Source organism: Arsenicibacter sp. R0_47, assembly GCF_057652235.1.
In genome coordinates this window covers 335,797-351,694 of sequence record NZ_JBYFCJ010000005.1, presented here as the reverse complement: position 1 = coordinate 351,694, position 15,898 = coordinate 335,797, and the positions used below count along the sequence as shown (strand labels likewise).

Below are 15,898 nucleotides of genomic sequence, written 5' to 3'. Positions count from 1 at the left end.
AGTGTGCCGCCTCGGGCACAATCCCTTACCAGTTGGTTTGCAAAAATCAACTGGTTTTTTTATGCTTACCGGCGAATTGCTGATGTGTCGCTTATCTTATCGCTTTCAAACAACCATGAGATACCTTGTCCTGCTTACGCTGCTCCTGCACCGCTCGTTGTTATCCGCCCAAACGCCCGTTCATACCGAAGACATTACGAATTTCTACGCAGCGTTTGACAAGGTCCTGTCCACCACTGACCCTGAACAACAACTGACCATTATCCGGCGCGATTACATCGACAAGGGAACAACCGGCCTCCAAACATTCATCCGGCTTGGCGGGGCCAATGCTGAGCGATGGCGGTTTTACATGGTGCATAACCGTGCTTACCTGCAACGTATCCGGTATTCGCTCGAACATGTAGCCGGTCAGGTTCCGGCTATTCAGCAAAAATTAACCCGACTCAAGCAGATCGTCCCAACCTATCAGGAAGGCACCATTTACTTTATAGTCGGCGTTGGCATGGTAGGCGGCTCGCCTGACGCGGCAACGCATAGCCTGCTGTTAGGAGCCGAGACACTGGCAAAGCCCGGCAAAGAATGGGCAATCCCTACCGCTATTCACGAGTTTATTCATCTTCAGCAAAGGCAGGGAAACCATCAGTTGCTAACCCAGACGCTTTGCGAAGGGGTTGCCGAGTTTCTGTCTGAACACCTGTATGGTAAATCCCTGGCAGCAAATGGATTTGCACCCTACATCCAATGGGGCATGCAGCACGAAAAGGCGGTCTGGCAAGCATTTAAAGCGGATATGTTCTCGGTAGACCAGGGGTATCTCGGATGGCTGTACGGCATGAAAGCCATCGGGGGCAGCGAACATTCTGACCTGGGTTATTTCGTTGGCTATCAAATCTGTAAAGCCTACTTTGAGCAGGTTGCCGATAAAGCGCAGGCAATCAACACGCTCATCAGCCTTGACCTTTCATCGAACGAAGCGATACGGTCTTTTGTGCTTCGTTCAGGCTATGCTGCGGCACAGGATCAGCAGATGATTGCCAGCCAGTTGTTTGGCAAAAAACAATTGACGAATACGCCTAAAATCCTGTTCGGCTACAAAGAACACCCCGATAGTATTGAGTTTACGTACACCATTCCGGCCGATTTTCTGTTTCGTTACCACATTCCGGTTGTACGTATGTCGGTCGCCGGCGGGTTCAATGACTGGAATCCCAATGCAGCGTCATGGCAGATGAAGCCTGCCGGTAAGCATACTTTTGTGTTGCGGGTCCAGAAAGGTCAGGCACCCGCGAACAGTCCGTTTAAATTTGTCCTGAACGGTGATGTCTGGATGTCGGTGCCCGGCGATGCCGCAAACGTCAATGCAGACGGGAATCTTTATCTGGCCACAAAGTAGCGTCTATGTCCGTTCCTGTTATCAGACACATTACTGAAAAAACACTGGCCGGCCTGTCGGTCGAGATGTCGCTTGCCGCCAACCGGACCGGTGAACTCTGGCAGCGATTTATGGTCCGCCGTGCTGCGATTCAGCACCCTGTGTCTCCTGATCTGTATTCTCTGCAAAGTTATCCGTCTGATTATTTTAGCCGGTTCGATCCGGCGAGACCGTTTATGAAGCGGGCACTCATTGAGGTGTCAGCCGAAACGACTGTACCGGAAAGCTTTGAGCATTATATACTGCCAGCCGGTTTATATGCTGTTTTCCGGCACAAAGGTCTCCAGACCGATACCAGCCTGTTCACCTATATTTTCACCGAATGGCTCCCCGGATCAACTTATACTCTTGATGACCGCCCCCATTTTGAACGCCTCGGCCCCACCTATAAACAAGGCTCCGCCGAGTCGGAAGAAGACATTTACATTCCGGTGAAGCCTTTAATACATAATCAGATTTCTTAAATGAGCGGTTTACTCGACATAATCAGGGTCCTTGAAAAGAAACAGTCCTCCGATAGAGGGTTGTGGATTCAGAACTATCTAACGGCTCGGGGAATTCACTTTTCTCTTCAGGAGTATGGCTCAGGGATCAATATACTGGTCTTTCCGGCTTCTGAAAACCCTTTTATAGCCGTCAGCTCACATTATGATGTAGTACCAAACTCTCCCGGAGCCAACGATAATGCCTCTGCCATTGCCGTTTGTCTTGATCTCCTGGTCCGCTCACAGCATACTAACCAGTTGAAGAAGCCGGTCGCTTTTTTCTTCTTTGACGAGGAAGAGAATGGCCTCCGAGGCTCCAAAGCCTTTGTGAATCAATATAGTCTCTCAGGCATTCAGGCCCTCATCAACCTGGAGATGGTCGGCGCTGGTAATCAGTTTGCGTTATGGTCTCTACATAAGGATTATGAGGCGAAAGTTCTCCGTACATTTGAACAAGCCGCAACATATAAAGCCATTCAAACTACTCGTTTTGATCAGATTGTTACGAACTCAGCGGATCACATAAGTTTCAGGAAGGCAGGTCTGCAAGATTCGTTTACAATAACCTGCATTTCGGACGAGGACTTACAAACCGCAGATCATTATGCCAAAGCTCTGGAGTTTGACGTCGATAGGGAAACACTGAAAGAAATACTGTATCAGGCACCATTCTTCCGGCATTATCACCAGCCTACAGATAGAAGCGAACACCTTTCGGAATCATCGCTCCGTATGACCGCTGACACAATATGGGAAACGTTATTAGCCGTTTAATTCCTCACCGCGACTGATACGGCCCGTACACAGCCTTGATCCGCATGGATTCGTCGGCGTCGTCCAGGACCAGTACCTGATAGGATGCCCCGCCGGGTTGTACACGGATAACGATATGCCCCGTTTCGGGCTTTACTTTGGCCGCAGCCGGTCCCATGGCTGCTTTCGCTTCGGGGAAAAGCTGCGTCACAAACACATCACGCTCACCAGGGTAAATGGCTTCATCGAACAAACGCTCCGCTACGGCCGGACCCGGATGGGAAACCGCCCAGGCAGGCACCACAAACACCCTCGGCCGCAGGGCCTTCATCAGTGCCCCGTTCTGCGAATCGGCATACCCGTGGTGGTCCAGTAGCTGCACATCGACCGGTCCGGCCACCGCCGCCACCGGCGTTTCGACATCATGCCAGGCCGGTGCGCCATACGGCAAAACGCCCTGAATATCGCCCCCGGCAAAATAATCGAAGTCGCCGTAGCGCATCGTAAAGACCGCACTGCACATGTTTTCATTGGGCTGCTGATTGGCAGGTACACTGGTTAAGTCAGGAAATACATGCCGGGTGTCCTGCCCCTTTCCTGTCCAGACATCGCCATTCACGGCCAGATTCCGGATGCTGAACTGCGATTGGTATTTTTTTGCGTCATGCACCAGTCTGATCTGATCCAGCCGCCCGGCCACAAACCGTTCGGCGGGTATTTTCCGGTTTTCCAGAAAATGGACATAGTTAATCACAATCGAATCCTGCCGCAATGTCTGCGGAAAGGTATAGTCGGGCCAGCCGCGATCCAGTATCCGCCGGATGGGCAGAAACTCCGCCAGTTCGGTTACGCCGCTCAGTTTATAACCACCCGCAGCAGTACGGGAGGCATGTTTCGGCGTACCTACATGATCGTCATGAAAATGGGTAACGAGCAGATAATCAATGCCTGACGTTTGTTTAACCGGCATAACGCGCCGGATGTAGCGGGCAATCCACTCACCGGGTTGCCGCGAGTCGTCGGGTCGGACGGGGTTGTTGCGGGGCTTATTATCCCGCCAGTTGATGGGATCGATGGCACCGGCATCAATGAGCAGGGTTGTGCCGTCGGGCAGTATACAGAACGTTGCGTTGCCCCGCCCGGTATTGATCTGGTGAATATCCAGATAACCCGCTTTCCAGGGCGAAAAGATCGGGGTACCAGTCCGCTGAGCCGCCACCCCGTGACAAATCAGCAGAACAAAAAGTATTGTTTTTCCGGAAAACAGCAGAACGCGCTTCATAGCCGAAAGGTACGATCCGTTTGCTGGTTTACCATATAAAAAAAGCCGGTTAGCGTATGCTAACCGGCCTCTATACGGCACCGGCAGCTACCGGATCGCTTCGTAACAATAGGCGTTCAGGCCCGTGTGCGCATACACCCGCCCTTTGCCGCCTGCCTTGCCCGGCACCACCGCCACAAAGCCACGGAACTGCGCATTACTGTTGCGGTTTGCATCCGGCGAATCAATCTTCCACAGCAGCTTGCCACTTTGCAGATCAGTGGCGTACAGCCGCTGGTTTGCCGTATAATACACCACACCGTTCAGCTCCGTCAGGTTACTCGTCACCACGTACTCCTGCTGCCAACGGGTTTGGCCCGTATTCGCATCCAGACAATACAAGTGCCCGTCGCTGATGTAGGTCAGCAGCTTGTCCCCGGTTGCCAGCTGATAATCACACAACGAACCGAACACCCGCTCCCAGAGCTGTTTGCCCGTCAGCAGATCATGACATACTGTATAGCGCGACATCGCATCATACACCTCGCCATTATTTACCTGCAGATGCCCGTTGACCGCCAGCATGTAACCCGCTTCTTTCATCGCCAGCCCTTTATAGACAAACGTCTTCCGGACAAGGTTATACAGCGACATGCGGGAGGTATACCAATACATCGTCGGGTATGTCGAATCAAAGTAATCGAATAATAAATGTTCTTCTCCATTGATTGTGACTAAACGGATGCCGTTCACTCCACCCAAAACCTGGTTGTATCCCCCACCTGGTTGTCCAACCGAAGTGCTGTATACAAGGCTAAAAAGGGGTTTTATGTCTCCTGTCTTTAAATCCCCAACATATATATCGGGTTTGGAAATAGCCTGGTCATAATTCTGCTTTGCGTTTAATGTATTGTAGTACGTCTCCTTATTAGCAGCAGTCGGAACACCTGACCAGGTATCCTGATAGGTTGTTTTCCAGACCGTTTTTCCCGTTTGCAGGTCTATGCCATACCCCCGGTTACCACTTGAATGAAACAAGATTGAACCTTTTAGATCAGGCCAGCTCTTATAAAGATCAAAATGCTCAAAATCAGTCATAAAATCATTCCAGGTCCACAGGTCTTCTCCTGTATCCTGATCTTTAAGCACGATATACGACCGGGAGTATTGTGGCTTACCAGGTTGCATTGCTCCCTTTGGAAACAACACTCCTCTATCAGTAACGATTGCCTGTCCGATATCATTCGCTAAATACTTAGACTGCTCCGAAACAGAACTTCGCCACACAGGAGATAGCTGAACTACTACTCCCTCCGCATCTGTTTTAGTTACAATCTTGTCCGGGTTACAGGCAGTGAGCAGCAGGGCAAGCAGACTAATTGCGGGAAGGTAGCGTCGCATGGTGGATAAACAGAATTCGTTGGGTTGGATATGGTGACAGCATTGTGGCAGGCGGAACACCCGTAGCTGACAATCAGATCAAATATAGATACGGTAAGTGACTAAGTCAATACGTAAAAATACGGTTTTGCCGGAAAGAGCAGCTCCTCATCCATACGTGCCACTGGAGCCAATCAACGCCAAACATTCCAAAAGGTAACTAACCAATGAACAATCCGCCGCCTGCCGGGTTGTGTAGAAAACCTTTAAAACAACACTATGCTGAAAAGAAGAGCATCTGCCACCTGGGAAGGCAACTTTCAGGAAGGGAAAGGCACCGTATCTGCAACAAGCGGCGTCCTGAACAGCACACCGTTTTCCTTTAAAACACGGCTCGTCAGCGAAGACGGTACCGCCGGTACAAACCCGGAAGAATTACTGGCCGCCGCCCATGCCGGCTGCTTTACCATGGCCGTCAGCGTAGCACTGGGTCAGGCGGGCTTTACGGCTGACAAGCTGGAAACCAAAGCCGTTTTGACGCTCGACACCGACAAACTGGAAGTCACAGCCGTTGAACTGAACCTGACCGGCACTGTTCCGGGCATCGATGAGGCGAAGTTTCAGGAACTGGCCAGCGGCGCAAAACAAAACTGCATTATCTCGAAAGCCCTGAGTCCGGGCATCGACATTACCTTAAACGCAACACTGGCGTAAAAAAAAACAGCCGGTCAGCAGCAGTGCCGACCGGCTGTCCGGTTATATCCAGTCCCATCCTGTTCTGTATTCACGCGACAAATACGAATTGGCTTCCGCATCGTGCCTGAACTTCTCTCTCCTTGCATTCCATGCTAACGGGCGCCCCAACCGGTACGAAATCAATCCCAGATGCATCGGCAACGTCATCTCTCTGGCGTATTCCAGATTCGATTCGGGTTGCTTCCGGCTCTTCACGGCATCCACAAAATTCTGCTGATGCCCCGGCGAGCGTGGAATCGTTACGGGTATTTCCGCAATGTCCGGCACGGCCACTCCGTTGATGGTTATTTCTTTACTGCTATAATCACAAATCAGCATCCCCTTATCTCCTTCAAAATACGCCCCGATTCCCCGTTTTGCCGCACCCGGTACGTTCGGCGGTGTGCTGGTCCAGTACAGCTTCAGGTTATCGAAATCGTACTCAATGTCTATCCATTTCGGGGCATCACCAACGCCTTCGGGTACTTCTCCTTTGGCACTTACCCGCGTCAGGCCTTTAGGCTGCACCGACCACCAGACAATGTCGGCAATGTGGCTCCAGAAATCCTGAAACACCCCGCCCGAATAATCGAGAAAATAGCGGTACGTAAAATGGCACCGCTCCGGACTATACAATGATTTTGGCGCCGGTCCCTGCCAGTAATCCCAGTTCAATGTAGCCGGCGGATCCTGATATTTTGATGGCCCCAGAATGGGTGGAAATCCTGTTTTCCAGAGCCTTACCGTATGCACTTTCCCGATGGCACCGGCCTGAATCAGCTCTGCCACCCGATGGTAATTGTCACCGGCGTGAATCTGCGTACCCAACTGAAAAATCCGGTTATGCCGCTTCATCGACTTCAGCATCTGCTGCCCTTCCCGCACACTGTACGACAGGGGTTTCTCGCCGTAGACATCTTTTCCCGCCTCAAAGGCCAGTATCGCTACCTGCGCATGCCAGTGGTCCGGCGTCGCACAGGTGATAGCATCAATATCCTTGCGGTCAAGAATCCGGCGGAAGTCGTCGAACGTTTCGGCTTTCGCATCCGGCCGGATACCCTGCAACACCTTTTGGGCCGCCGCCAGATGGTCACTATCCACATCGCAAAGGCCAACGACATCGACTTCCGGCAGGTTGGCAAACCACTTCAGGTGGTTGGTACCCATACCACCCAGCCCGATGTGGGCCACCCGCAACTTATCGCTCGGGGCTGCTTTCCGGAGCAGTGCAGGCGACATGGTCAGGCCCAGCGCACCGACTCCTGATTGTTTTAAAAATTCTCTTCGGTTAATCATAAGGATAGGAAATGGAGGTCTTAGTACCTTTTTGTGTAAAAGACTGACCAACTATATCCTTACCCAAGGATTTTTTGCTTAGATTGACCCCTGAATTTACGGGTAAACGTTTATGTCAGGTTTATTAATTCAGAATCCGCCGGATCCGGATTTTCACTTCTTCCGGATGAAACGGTTTCTGGATAAAATCTTCTGCACCGTCCATCAGACAGTTGATACGAACGTCACTTTTTTCGTTACCCGACAAAATTAACACCGGAATATGACTGTGCTTCGGATCATTCTTGAGTCGATGGAGTAACTCCTGACCATCAACACCAGGCATTGACAGGTCGGTAACGATAACATCCGTGTGTACACCATGATTAATTGCAAAAAGCGCCCCTGAAGCATCCGAATATGCCTGTACATTGTACTCTGATGACAAGTAATTCTGCAACAGTACCTGGATCATTTTATTGTCGTCAATTACTACTACAGTCGGTTTCATTGTGTTAGAAATTTTATGGGTTTGTCGTATTATCGTCTACTTCCAAATACGTACCAATCAGTTAAATTTTCAACAACACACTCAATTTCAGATACATAGTAAAATATCATATTATCTATTTATCCAAAATCAGGAATTATTCTCTACTTTTGGAAAAATTCCCATTCACTGACTGATTACCTGAACATGGAAAACGGCTTTACCATTTTTGTTGTCGAAGACGATGTGTTTTACGGAACCATGCTGGAGTATCATCTCACGCTGAACCCTGATTACTCGGTCGTGCGGTTTGAGAATGGAAAAGCCCTGCTGAACAACCTGCACCGGAAACCGTCGGTGATCACGCTGGACTATTCCCTGCCCGATATGAACGGCGAAGCGGTGCTGAAACTAGTCAGGAAGCAGCTGCCCGACATTCCGGTCATTATTATTTCCGGGCAGGAAGATATTTCGACGGCGGTTACCTTGCTTAAAAACGGCGCCTATGACTACATCGTTAAAGATGACAACACCAAAGATCGTCTGTGGAGTACGCTCATCAAGGCCAGAGAAACCCAGCAGTTACGGCAAGAAGTTGACCTGCTGCGGGAACAGGTCCGTGAACAGTATGATTTCGGGAACCTGATTGTTGGCAGCAGTCCGCAGCTGAAGCGGGTTTTTGCAGTCATGGAAAAGGCCACCCGCTCCGGTATAACCGTTTCGATTTATGGAGAGACCGGAACGGGTAAAGAACTGGTTGCTAAAGCGATTCATTACAATTCTGCCCGGCAAAAAAAGCCGTTCGTCCCCGTCAACGTAGCCGCTATCCCGAAAGAACTGATGGAAAGTGAGCTGTTTGGTCATGAGAAAGGTGCGTTTACCGGAGCCGTTAACCGCCGTACCGGCCGGTTTGAAGAAGCCAACGGCGGTACATTGTTCCTGGACGAGGTGGCCGAAATGGACCTCACCATGCAGGTAAAGCTGCTGCGCGTGTTACAGGAACAGGAATTTAACCGGATCGGGAGCAACCAGCTTGTTAAAAGCGATTTCCGGCTTATTGTCGCTACCCACAAAAACCTGGCGGATGAGGTGAGGCAGGGTCGTTTCCGGGAAGATTTATACTATCGTCTGCTCGGTTTATCGGTAGAACTCCCTCCCCTGCGCGAACGCGAAAATGACATTGCCATTCTGAGCCGGTATTTCATGGATGAATACGCCAAAAAGAATAAACTTGGTAAGCTGAATTTATCGGCCGAAGCACTTAAGAAACTGCTCCCTTACCCGTTTCCCGGAAACGTCCGCGAACTGAAAGCCATTATTGAACTGGCGTGCGTGATGGCCGATAACGGCGTGATTCAGGCGGAAGATATTACCTTCCGGTCCATCCGGCCGGAGGGCGCCTTTCTCCTCCAGGAAATGACCCTCCGTGAGTATACCCGCCGGATTGTCCGGTTCTACCTTGACAAATATGATAACGATGTATTGCTGGTTGCCGAAAAACTTGACATCGGTAAATCGACAATTTATAACATGTTGAAGTCTGGCGAGTTATCCCAGTAAGCTAAATCATTTACCTGAACTGTACGTCTGACCTTTCCGGTAAAACTGAAAACATATTCTGGACACTGATTCCATAATATGGACACTCCACAAGGCATACAAAAAAGTAATCTTCCTCATTATCTGACACTTATCTCATTGGCACGTTTTGTGGTATCTATCCGGAAAATAGGCCTATATGCATTTTGCTACCTTCAACGAGGACCATTTACGCGGGAGTCGGGTGCTATTGGTAGAGGACAACTTAATGAATCAGTTCTTTGCCAGGCAACTGATGGAAGACTGGAACATAATCGTCGATATTGCACAGAACGGAGTCGAAGCAGTTGAGATGGTTATCAGACAGGTGTATGATTTGATTCTGATGGATATCCAGATGCCCCGCATGGACGGGATTCAGGCGACCCGCATGATTCGTCAGCACCATCGGTTGAATACGCCCATTATTGCGTTAACGGCTTTGTCAGCTCGTGAAGATATTGATCTGTTCCGGCAAGCAGGCATGGACGATTACCTTATTAAGCCTTTCCTGAATGAAGAATTGCGGAAAAAACTGGTAACGTTTATTCCGAAACCTAAAGTAAAAGCAACTGATTTTCAAAAAAATTCAGCTATGAGTCACGCGATTGTACCTCTTTTCAACAAGGGGCGTTTAGCAGCAATGTTAAACAACGACGAAGGCCGCATACTGCAAATGGAAAATTTGTTCATTCAGCAGGCACGGGACACCGTGATGCAAATGCAGGAATCACTTCAGCATATGGAGTGGGACCGGCTGAGCAAACTGGCACATAAAATTAAGGCATCGGTTGATCTAATGGATATTGCCTCTCTGAAGCGGCCCGTCCGTGATCTGGAAGCGAGTGCCAAATCTCCGCAAGCCGGCGCTGATTTTACGCAGCTTACCAATCAGGTTTGTCAAACACTGGAACAGGTTTGTCAGCAAATAGAAGCAAGCCGTTAATGCACCGATGGCCACACTACCTTTTGTTTCGATCATCACCGTAAACTATAACCAAACCGCAGTAACCTGCGACCTGCTCGATTCACTTACCGTATCCGTAACTTGTTATTCTCACATTGAGATTATTGTCGTTGATAACGGTTCGCAGCACTCCTGCGAACCCGTTATCAAACGGAAGTATCCTCACATCCGCGTTATTTCCAGCGAAACAAATCTTGGTATTGCCGGCGGCGTCAATCTTGGTCTGCGACTGGCACGGGGTGAGTATTTCATGCTGCTTGATAACGACACCAAAGTGGCCCCCGGCTTTCTGCTACCGCTGGTCAAAGCCATGCAGCAGCATAATGATGTCGGGATTTGTGCCGCTAAAATCCGGTCATCCGATCAACCGGATTATATCCAGTTTGCCGGTTCTACCCCGATTCATCCCCTGCGCATGGCCCCTGAACTGATCGGAAACGGTCATAAAGATGAGGGCCAGTTTGATCAGGCAGGCTACACGCACTGTGTACACGGAGCAGCCCTGCTCGTACGACGCGACGCGGTGAATAAAGCCGGTATGATGCCGGAAGAGTATTTTCTTTATTTTCAGGAACTTGACTGGTGCGAGCGGATAAAACAGGCAGGGTATCGCATTTATTTTGTACCGGAATCGGTTGTTTACCACAAGGGTTCGGTCAGTCTCAGTAAATCAAGCGCCTTTCAGGTATACTACAAAACCCGTAACCGCATTCTGCTGGCCCGCCGCTGGCGGCGTGGCATGGGCCGGTGGGTCACCCTGAGCTACTTATGCCTTGTTACCTTCCGGGATATTCTGGTATATACCTATGCCGGTAAAACCCCGCAGCGCATCGGCTGCTGGGAAGCCGTTAAATGGCATCTGGTTCATCGCTAAACCGACTCAACAGCCTTACCCAACCGGCTAAACTCCTGCTCAATCAACGGTAATTTTACCGCAATCACACGCTTCAGCGCAGCCGCCAGCTCAGGCAGTTCAGCCGCTTCCGGTGACTCTTTCAGCAATAATTCAAACTGTTTTCCGGCGTTGGCCACTTCCGTCAGTCCAACCATTACCAGCGAGGGCCTGAACTGATGCGATAACGCGGCCAGTTGTTTCCAGTCCTGCGCAGCAATCACCTCCCCCAGTTTTTCAACTTCCGGAAAGGTCGTCTCCATAAACAGCGAAAACATCATGTGGGCATACGCGTAGTCATGACCGTAGAACTGTTCCAGCTGGGCAACATCCAGTTCGCTGCTGTAGGTATACGGTTCTGCCGGTTCCGGCACCACCTCAGGAGTTTCAGGCATTGCTTCTGTCTGCGGCAAACTGGCTTCCTGCGCGGGTAAATACCGCTGTAGTAACTGCAATAACTGATCGGGGGTAAACGGCTTACTGAGACAATCGTTCATACCGGATGCAATGGCCTCGCTCTGCTCCTTGGCAAAGGCGGTGGCCGTGAGCGCAATAACCGGAATGGCAGCATTCGGGTTAGCCTTCATGCTACGGAGCCGGACCGTGGTCTCAAATCCGTTCATGACGGGCATCATCAGGTCCATCAACACCAGATCGTAGGTATGCTGTTCGACCAGACGAATGGCCTCCAAACCATTATCAGCTACATCATACTCTGCCTTCCATTTACGCAGCAAGCCCTCAACATACTTCTTGTTCAGCGGGTTATCCTCAACTATCAGAATTTTTCTGGATTCCAGACAGGCGCTGTCGATTTTACCATGTTCGTCGACAATACTGATATCGTCATCTGCGGCAATTTTCAGCGGCAGGGTAAAGGTAAAGGTTGCGCCCGCATTGAGGGCACTTTCTACCGCAATTTCACCGCCATGCAGGTTAACCAGCTGCTTAACAATAGCCAGTCCCAGGCCAGTTCCGCCGTATTTATCCTTTACATCGCGGTCAGCCTGCTTAAAACTTTCGAAAATGGTTTCCAGATGCTGGGGCGCAATGCCAATACCGGTGTCTGATACACTTACTTCCGTCATCAGAAAATCCCCGAGCTGGTCAAGGAGCGTTACCTGAACCCGGATAACTCCTTTCTCCGTAAACTTGGCCGCATTTCCGATGAGGTTCATCAGAATCTGCCGCAACATGGTTGGATCGCCCATTACCGTGCGCTGAATCCGGGTATCCACAAAGGACTCCAGCCGGATGGGTTTATCCCGCAACCGCAGCCTGAACATTTTGGTCAGCTCATTCAGCAGGTCGGGTAGGTTAAACGGCCGCTCGGTCAATTGCATTTCTCCGGCTTCAATCTTTGAAATGTCCAGCACATCGGATACCAGCGCCAGGAGCAGATCCGCCGAATGGCTGACCGCATCGAGGTATTCGCGCTGCAGCCCGGTCAGCTCAGTATCGTATAGCAGGTGCGTCATTCCGATAATGCCGTTGATCGGCGTCCGGATTTCGTGACTCATATTAGCCAGAAAACGTTTCTCGGCCTTACGGGCTTCTTCTGCTATGCGGCGGGCTTCTTCCAACGCCTCCTGAGTTCGCTTACGCTCCGAAATGTCCAGGTGAATACCAATCGACCCGACTACTTTTCCGGATGGCTCCAGAATGGGCGCTCCACTGATAATCACCCAGATAATCTGCCCGTCTTTCCGGCGCAATGGTACTTCATACACGCCGGGTTCTCCGGAAAGCCGGTGTTTGTTCTGTTCATCAACAATCCGCCGAAATGATTCATCCGGCAGGAGTATATCCTTTGCTTTTTTCCCAACCAGCTCTTCCGGGGAATAACCGACCAGTTTCGAAAAACGGGGATAGACTTTCTGGATAATATCGTTGTTATCCACCTCAATCAGTCCCAGTTCCATATTTTCGATAATGCCGCGGTACTTCTCCTCACTATAACGGATAATATCCTGCACCTTACGCTGCTCGGTAATATCTTCGTAACGCCAGAGATGGCCAAGATAACGTTCGCCGGCAACAATCGGAATGTAGTCCCGTTCCAGAATGCGCCCGTCCGCCATTTTCAGCTCCTCGCCGATGCACAGCTTTTTTTCGTTAAGTAACACTTCGACCCGCCTGACAAACGCCTCCGGCTCAGCAAAGGCTTCTTTGCTTTGTTCCGCCGATTGTGAACAGTCGGCACCAACCAGTAAATCCGGTTTAACCGGTATGCTAAATAAATCGCAGAAAATCTGATTTGTCAATACAATCCGGCGGTGTTCATTTTCCAGTAAAACCCCGGAATGCAGGTTTTGGATCAGCGACCGGTACTGCATTTCTGACAACAGTAATGAATCCGTTCGTTCTTGTATGCTCGATTCCAGAGAGACATTCAGATGCTTCAGCTCTTCGTTTGTCCGATAGAGTTCCAACGACTTTTCTTCAAGTAGTTTTTCTGCCTGTTTCCGTGCGTTTATCTCCCGCTGAATTCGGCGTCTGAGCAGTTCTGCCTCTTCTGTTCTCTCCATAGTACAGTCGCTAAGTTTGTATTAATGCTATTTTCTTATCAAAAACCGTACAGATTTACCTGTAGAATCTAACATTTCTGTTGTCACCGTAACCTGTTCCTGAAAAAAATCAGCCGTTGCCGCAATTAATCCCTGCGCTAAACTGCTCATTCTACGATCCGACTGATAAATCATCTCCAGTGTATGGTCATCCAGTCGTTTGGTGAGGAATCGCGGTAACTCTGCATCCCCATATAATTTAAGAACCTCAACGTGAATCGTATGCTCAACACTTTCCAAAAGCTGGAAAAAATCTTTATTTGCCGTAATGAGTTGAGGATAATTTTTAAGGAAAACGCTGAACAAATGCCTGCCGAACTCATTCAGAATATCATCCACTGAAAGACCTTTCTCTGTACAAAGCGACTGTAGTAATTGATGCATCTCCTGTGAAGGATACGTTCCAATTGCTGTGTACGCACCGTCATTAGGTAAATGACTTAGCTGAATGATACGGTCTACTAATAAATACCCGTATTTTGATTCAACCATTTCCAGAAATTCCGTAAAAACAAGTCCTTTCATAACGCCTGCTGTTATTGATTTATACCAAGCTACTTATGTACTATTAATTAAGCGGCAAAATATAGGATATAAATGTACCTCAACCAAATTTTATCAACATATATAAGCTATGCACTCCAACGAATGTATAGAAGTCCACATTTTGGAATAAAGGCAAGCTACACCAGCAAAACACAATCCTAATAATCAAATAGTTAGCCCTTATTAAATCTATTTGCATAGCTTTTGCGTATTATCCTGGTACATGTAGCTAACTATATTTACCATAACGTCATTTTGCAACCATGGCCTTTGAATCATCAAATCCGTCTGTAATTGGTCTCGCCAATAAGATCTGGACAATGAACGGTTTGCACGCAGCTGGTCAACTACTGAACGGGCTTGCGCATAATACAACCGTTTTATATGTTAATCCACAGCCTGCTTATTCTGATTTGATCAAAGCTACCATCGGATTAACAAATGAAACCGACATCCCCCATACGTTCTCAACAACCTCACGACTGGAAAAAATCAGTTTGTCAGAGACAACCTCGATTTATGTATTGCATCCCAGGCCTGCCCTACCGGTTAAATGGCTTGGCAGCTCTCATCCGTTTAACTGGACAGTGCAACTAAACGCCCGCCGGTTGATGGACGACGTCCAAGAGGCTATGCGTACCCTGAAAATAGATAAGCCACTGGTTATCAATATTGGCCAGCCTGCACTTGGCCTGAATACCACAAATGCACTGGATGAACAGTTATCCGTTTACTACCTGGACGGGAACCAGTCAATGGCAGCATCAGGATCGTTGGCTGAGAAAGCAGAGAACATGTTCATTGCACAAGCTGACGCCCTGATTACAAACGAGGAATACATACTGGCCAACAAAAAAGGAATGGCTAAGCACTCCTTTTTATTGCCCGACGGCGTCAACTTCGATTTTTTCAATCAGGCAGTTTCCCTGCGCAGCATCCGGCAGGCAATCCAGTTATCATGGGCCGCCCGCGCTAAAACAACTACCCGCCGTGTAGCTGGCTATATCGGAACTGTTGATGACCGTATCGATCTTGATATGCTCTTGTATAGCATCCGTCAAATGCCGAATACAGACTTCTGGTTTGTTGGTAAAATTAAAAGCAAACGCATTGATGACGCGCTCTCCGGTCTATCTAATGTCTGGCTTGCCGGCGATCATCCGTCCACTGTCTTACCAGACATGATGGCACACATGGATGTAGCGATCATTCCGTTCCATCGTAATGTACCAACCTCACAAACTGCGCTGGTTAATGAATATATGGCCGCCGGTATGCCGGTTGTTGCCACCACGTTCGGTCATATGGTTGACTATATCGATCAGATTCGTTTAGGCGTCGATAAATACATGTTCTTCGAACAACTGGACGAAGCCTTGTATGAACCATACTTTGGTATTGATCAAGGAATTAACATTGCCCACCAGCATACCTGGATCAAACGGGCTGACCAGCTTATGAGCATTATCAGTAAACTATCAAGCTACCGTACATTTGCTGGTTTCAGCTCCTTTACTAGCTTAGCGGTTTAATA

14 protein-coding genes are annotated in these 15,898 nt (G+C 49.2%); 8 read left to right on the top strand and 6 right to left on the bottom strand.

The genetic code is table 11. The features are described 5' to 3' along the window. Positions 1 to 115 precede the first annotated feature (115 nt). The 3 genes from AC23NW_RS12905 to AC23NW_RS12895 are packed head-to-tail and all read left to right on the top strand — an operon-like array spanning position 116 to position 2,694. Positions 116 to 1,396, top strand: a complete 1,281-nt coding sequence (locus AC23NW_RS12905) for a DUF2268 domain-containing putative Zn-dependent protease (RefSeq protein WP_487449968.1) — start codon at positions 116 to 118, stop codon at positions 1,394 to 1,396. 5 nt (positions 1,397 to 1,401) lie between these two features. After that, the gene (locus AC23NW_RS12900) at positions 1,402 to 1,899 is read left to right on the top strand and encodes a GyrI-like domain-containing protein (RefSeq protein WP_487449966.1); all 498 of its coding nucleotides are present in this window, start codon (positions 1,402 to 1,404) and stop codon (positions 1,897 to 1,899) included. Continuing rightward, positions 1,900 to 2,694, top strand: a complete 795-nt coding sequence (locus AC23NW_RS12895) for a M28 family metallopeptidase (RefSeq protein WP_487449965.1) — start codon at positions 1,900 to 1,902, stop codon at positions 2,692 to 2,694. A 4-nt stretch (positions 2,695 to 2,698) separates the two neighbouring features. On the opposite strand, the gene AC23NW_RS12890 is transcribed toward AC23NW_RS12895, so the two are convergent. Both AC23NW_RS12890 and AC23NW_RS12885 read right to left on the bottom strand, forming a co-directional pair. Next, entirely contained in the window at positions 2,699 to 3,955 is a 1,257-nt protein-coding gene (locus tag AC23NW_RS12890) for a ComEC/Rec2 family competence protein (RefSeq protein WP_487449964.1), read from the bottom strand. A gap of 87 nt (positions 3,956 to 4,042) precedes the next feature. Beyond that, positions 4,043 to 5,335 carry an outer membrane protein assembly factor BamB family protein gene (locus tag AC23NW_RS12885; protein WP_487449962.1) on the bottom strand — a complete coding sequence of 431 codons (1,293 nt, stop codon included), beginning with the start codon at positions 5,333 to 5,335 and terminating at the stop codon, positions 4,043 to 4,045. Between the two features lie 258 nt (positions 5,336 to 5,593). On the opposite strand from AC23NW_RS12885, the gene AC23NW_RS12880 reads away from it, so the two are divergent. Then, a complete protein-coding gene (locus tag AC23NW_RS12880) occupies positions 5,594 to 6,028 on the top strand; it encodes an OsmC family protein (protein ID WP_293836380.1) in 435 nt (144 codons plus the stop codon). Positions 6,029 to 6,070: 42 nt separating this feature from the next. On the opposite strand, the gene AC23NW_RS12875 is transcribed toward AC23NW_RS12880, so the two are convergent. Both AC23NW_RS12875 and AC23NW_RS12870 read right to left on the bottom strand, forming a co-directional pair. After that, positions 6,071 to 7,345 (bottom strand): Gfo/Idh/MocA family protein, encoded by a 1,275-nt coding sequence (locus tag AC23NW_RS12875; protein ID WP_487449961.1) that lies wholly within the window; start codon positions 7,343 to 7,345, stop codon positions 6,071 to 6,073. A gap of 124 nt (positions 7,346 to 7,469) precedes the next feature. After that, complete coding sequence (locus AC23NW_RS12870) at positions 7,470 to 7,835, bottom strand: response regulator (RefSeq protein ID WP_487449960.1); 366 nt, start codon at positions 7,833 to 7,835, stop codon at positions 7,470 to 7,472. A gap of 186 nt (positions 7,836 to 8,021) precedes the next feature. Here AC23NW_RS12870 and AC23NW_RS12865 point away from each other — a divergent pair, with 186 nt between their 5' ends. The 3 genes from AC23NW_RS12865 (at position 8,022) to AC23NW_RS12855 (ending at position 11,233) form a co-directional block, all read left to right on the top strand. Beyond that, positions 8,022 to 9,374: a sigma-54-dependent transcriptional regulator gene (locus tag AC23NW_RS12865; RefSeq protein WP_487449958.1), complete on the top strand. Its 1,353-nt coding sequence runs from the start codon at positions 8,022 to 8,024 to the stop codon at positions 9,372 to 9,374. Between the two features lie 178 nt (positions 9,375 to 9,552). After that, positions 9,553 to 10,338, top strand: a complete 786-nt coding sequence (locus tag AC23NW_RS12860; RefSeq protein ID WP_487449957.1) for a response regulator — start codon at positions 9,553 to 9,555, stop codon at positions 10,336 to 10,338. A 7-nt stretch (positions 10,339 to 10,345) separates the two neighbouring features. After that, positions 10,346 to 11,233 (top strand): glycosyltransferase family 2 protein, encoded by an 888-nt coding sequence (locus AC23NW_RS12855; protein WP_487449956.1) that lies wholly within the window; start codon positions 10,346 to 10,348, stop codon positions 11,231 to 11,233. Here the strand turns inward: AC23NW_RS12855 and AC23NW_RS12850 are convergent. Continuing rightward, the gene (locus AC23NW_RS12850) at positions 11,230 to 13,779 is read right to left on the bottom strand and encodes a PAS domain-containing hybrid sensor histidine kinase/response regulator (RefSeq protein ID WP_487449955.1); all 2,550 of its coding nucleotides are present in this window, start codon (positions 13,777 to 13,779) and stop codon (positions 11,230 to 11,232) included. The two genes, AC23NW_RS12855 and AC23NW_RS12850, sit on opposite strands and share 4 nt — an antisense overlap. A 27-nt stretch (positions 13,780 to 13,806) precedes the next feature. After that, entirely contained in the window at positions 13,807 to 14,343 is a 537-nt protein-coding gene (locus AC23NW_RS12845; RefSeq protein WP_487449954.1) for a heme NO-binding domain-containing protein, read from the bottom strand. 341 nt (positions 14,344 to 14,684) lie between these two features. On the opposite strand from AC23NW_RS12845, the gene AC23NW_RS12840 reads away from it, so the two are divergent. Further along, positions 14,685 to 15,896 (top strand): glycosyltransferase, encoded by a 1,212-nt coding sequence (locus AC23NW_RS12840; RefSeq protein WP_487449952.1) that lies wholly within the window; start codon positions 14,685 to 14,687, stop codon positions 15,894 to 15,896. Positions 15,897 to 15,898: the final 2 nt, after the last annotated feature.

Excerpts from the sequence above, each read along its gene's own strand:
- AC23NW_RS12905 (WP_487449968.1), top strand. The coding sequence starts at position 116 with ATGAGATACCTTGTCCTGCTTACGCTGCTCCTGCACCGCTCGTTGTTA.
- AC23NW_RS12900 (WP_487449966.1), top strand. The coding sequence starts at position 1,402 with ATGTCCGTTCCTGTTATCAGACACATTACTGAAAAAACACTGGCCGGC.
- AC23NW_RS12895 (WP_487449965.1), top strand. The coding sequence starts at position 1,900 with ATGAGCGGTTTACTCGACATAATCAGGGTCCTTGAAAAGAAACAGTCC.
- AC23NW_RS12890 (WP_487449964.1), bottom strand. The coding sequence starts at position 3,955 with ATGAAGCGCGTTCTGCTGTTTTCCGGAAAAACAATACTTTTTGTTCTG.
- AC23NW_RS12885 (WP_487449962.1), bottom strand. The coding sequence starts at position 5,335 with ATGCGACGCTACCTTCCCGCAATTAGTCTGCTTGCCCTGCTGCTCACT.
- AC23NW_RS12880 (WP_293836380.1), top strand. The coding sequence starts at position 5,594 with ATGCTGAAAAGAAGAGCATCTGCCACCTGGGAAGGCAACTTTCAGGAA.
- AC23NW_RS12875 (WP_487449961.1), bottom strand. The coding sequence starts at position 7,345 with ATGATTAACCGAAGAGAATTTTTAAAACAATCAGGAGTCGGTGCGCTG.
- AC23NW_RS12870 (WP_487449960.1), bottom strand. The coding sequence starts at position 7,835 with ATGAAACCGACTGTAGTAGTAATTGACGACAATAAAATGATCCAGGTA.
- AC23NW_RS12865 (WP_487449958.1), top strand. The coding sequence starts at position 8,022 with ATGGAAAACGGCTTTACCATTTTTGTTGTCGAAGACGATGTGTTTTAC.
- AC23NW_RS12860 (WP_487449957.1), top strand. The coding sequence starts at position 9,553 with ATGCATTTTGCTACCTTCAACGAGGACCATTTACGCGGGAGTCGGGTG.
- AC23NW_RS12855 (WP_487449956.1), top strand. The coding sequence starts at position 10,346 with ATGGCCACACTACCTTTTGTTTCGATCATCACCGTAAACTATAACCAA.
- AC23NW_RS12850 (WP_487449955.1), bottom strand. The coding sequence starts at position 13,779 with ATGGAGAGAACAGAAGAGGCAGAACTGCTCAGACGCCGAATTCAGCGG.
- AC23NW_RS12845 (WP_487449954.1), bottom strand. The coding sequence starts at position 14,343 with ATGAAAGGACTTGTTTTTACGGAATTTCTGGAAATGGTTGAATCAAAA.
- AC23NW_RS12840 (WP_487449952.1), top strand. The coding sequence starts at position 14,685 with ATGAACGGTTTGCACGCAGCTGGTCAACTACTGAACGGGCTTGCGCAT.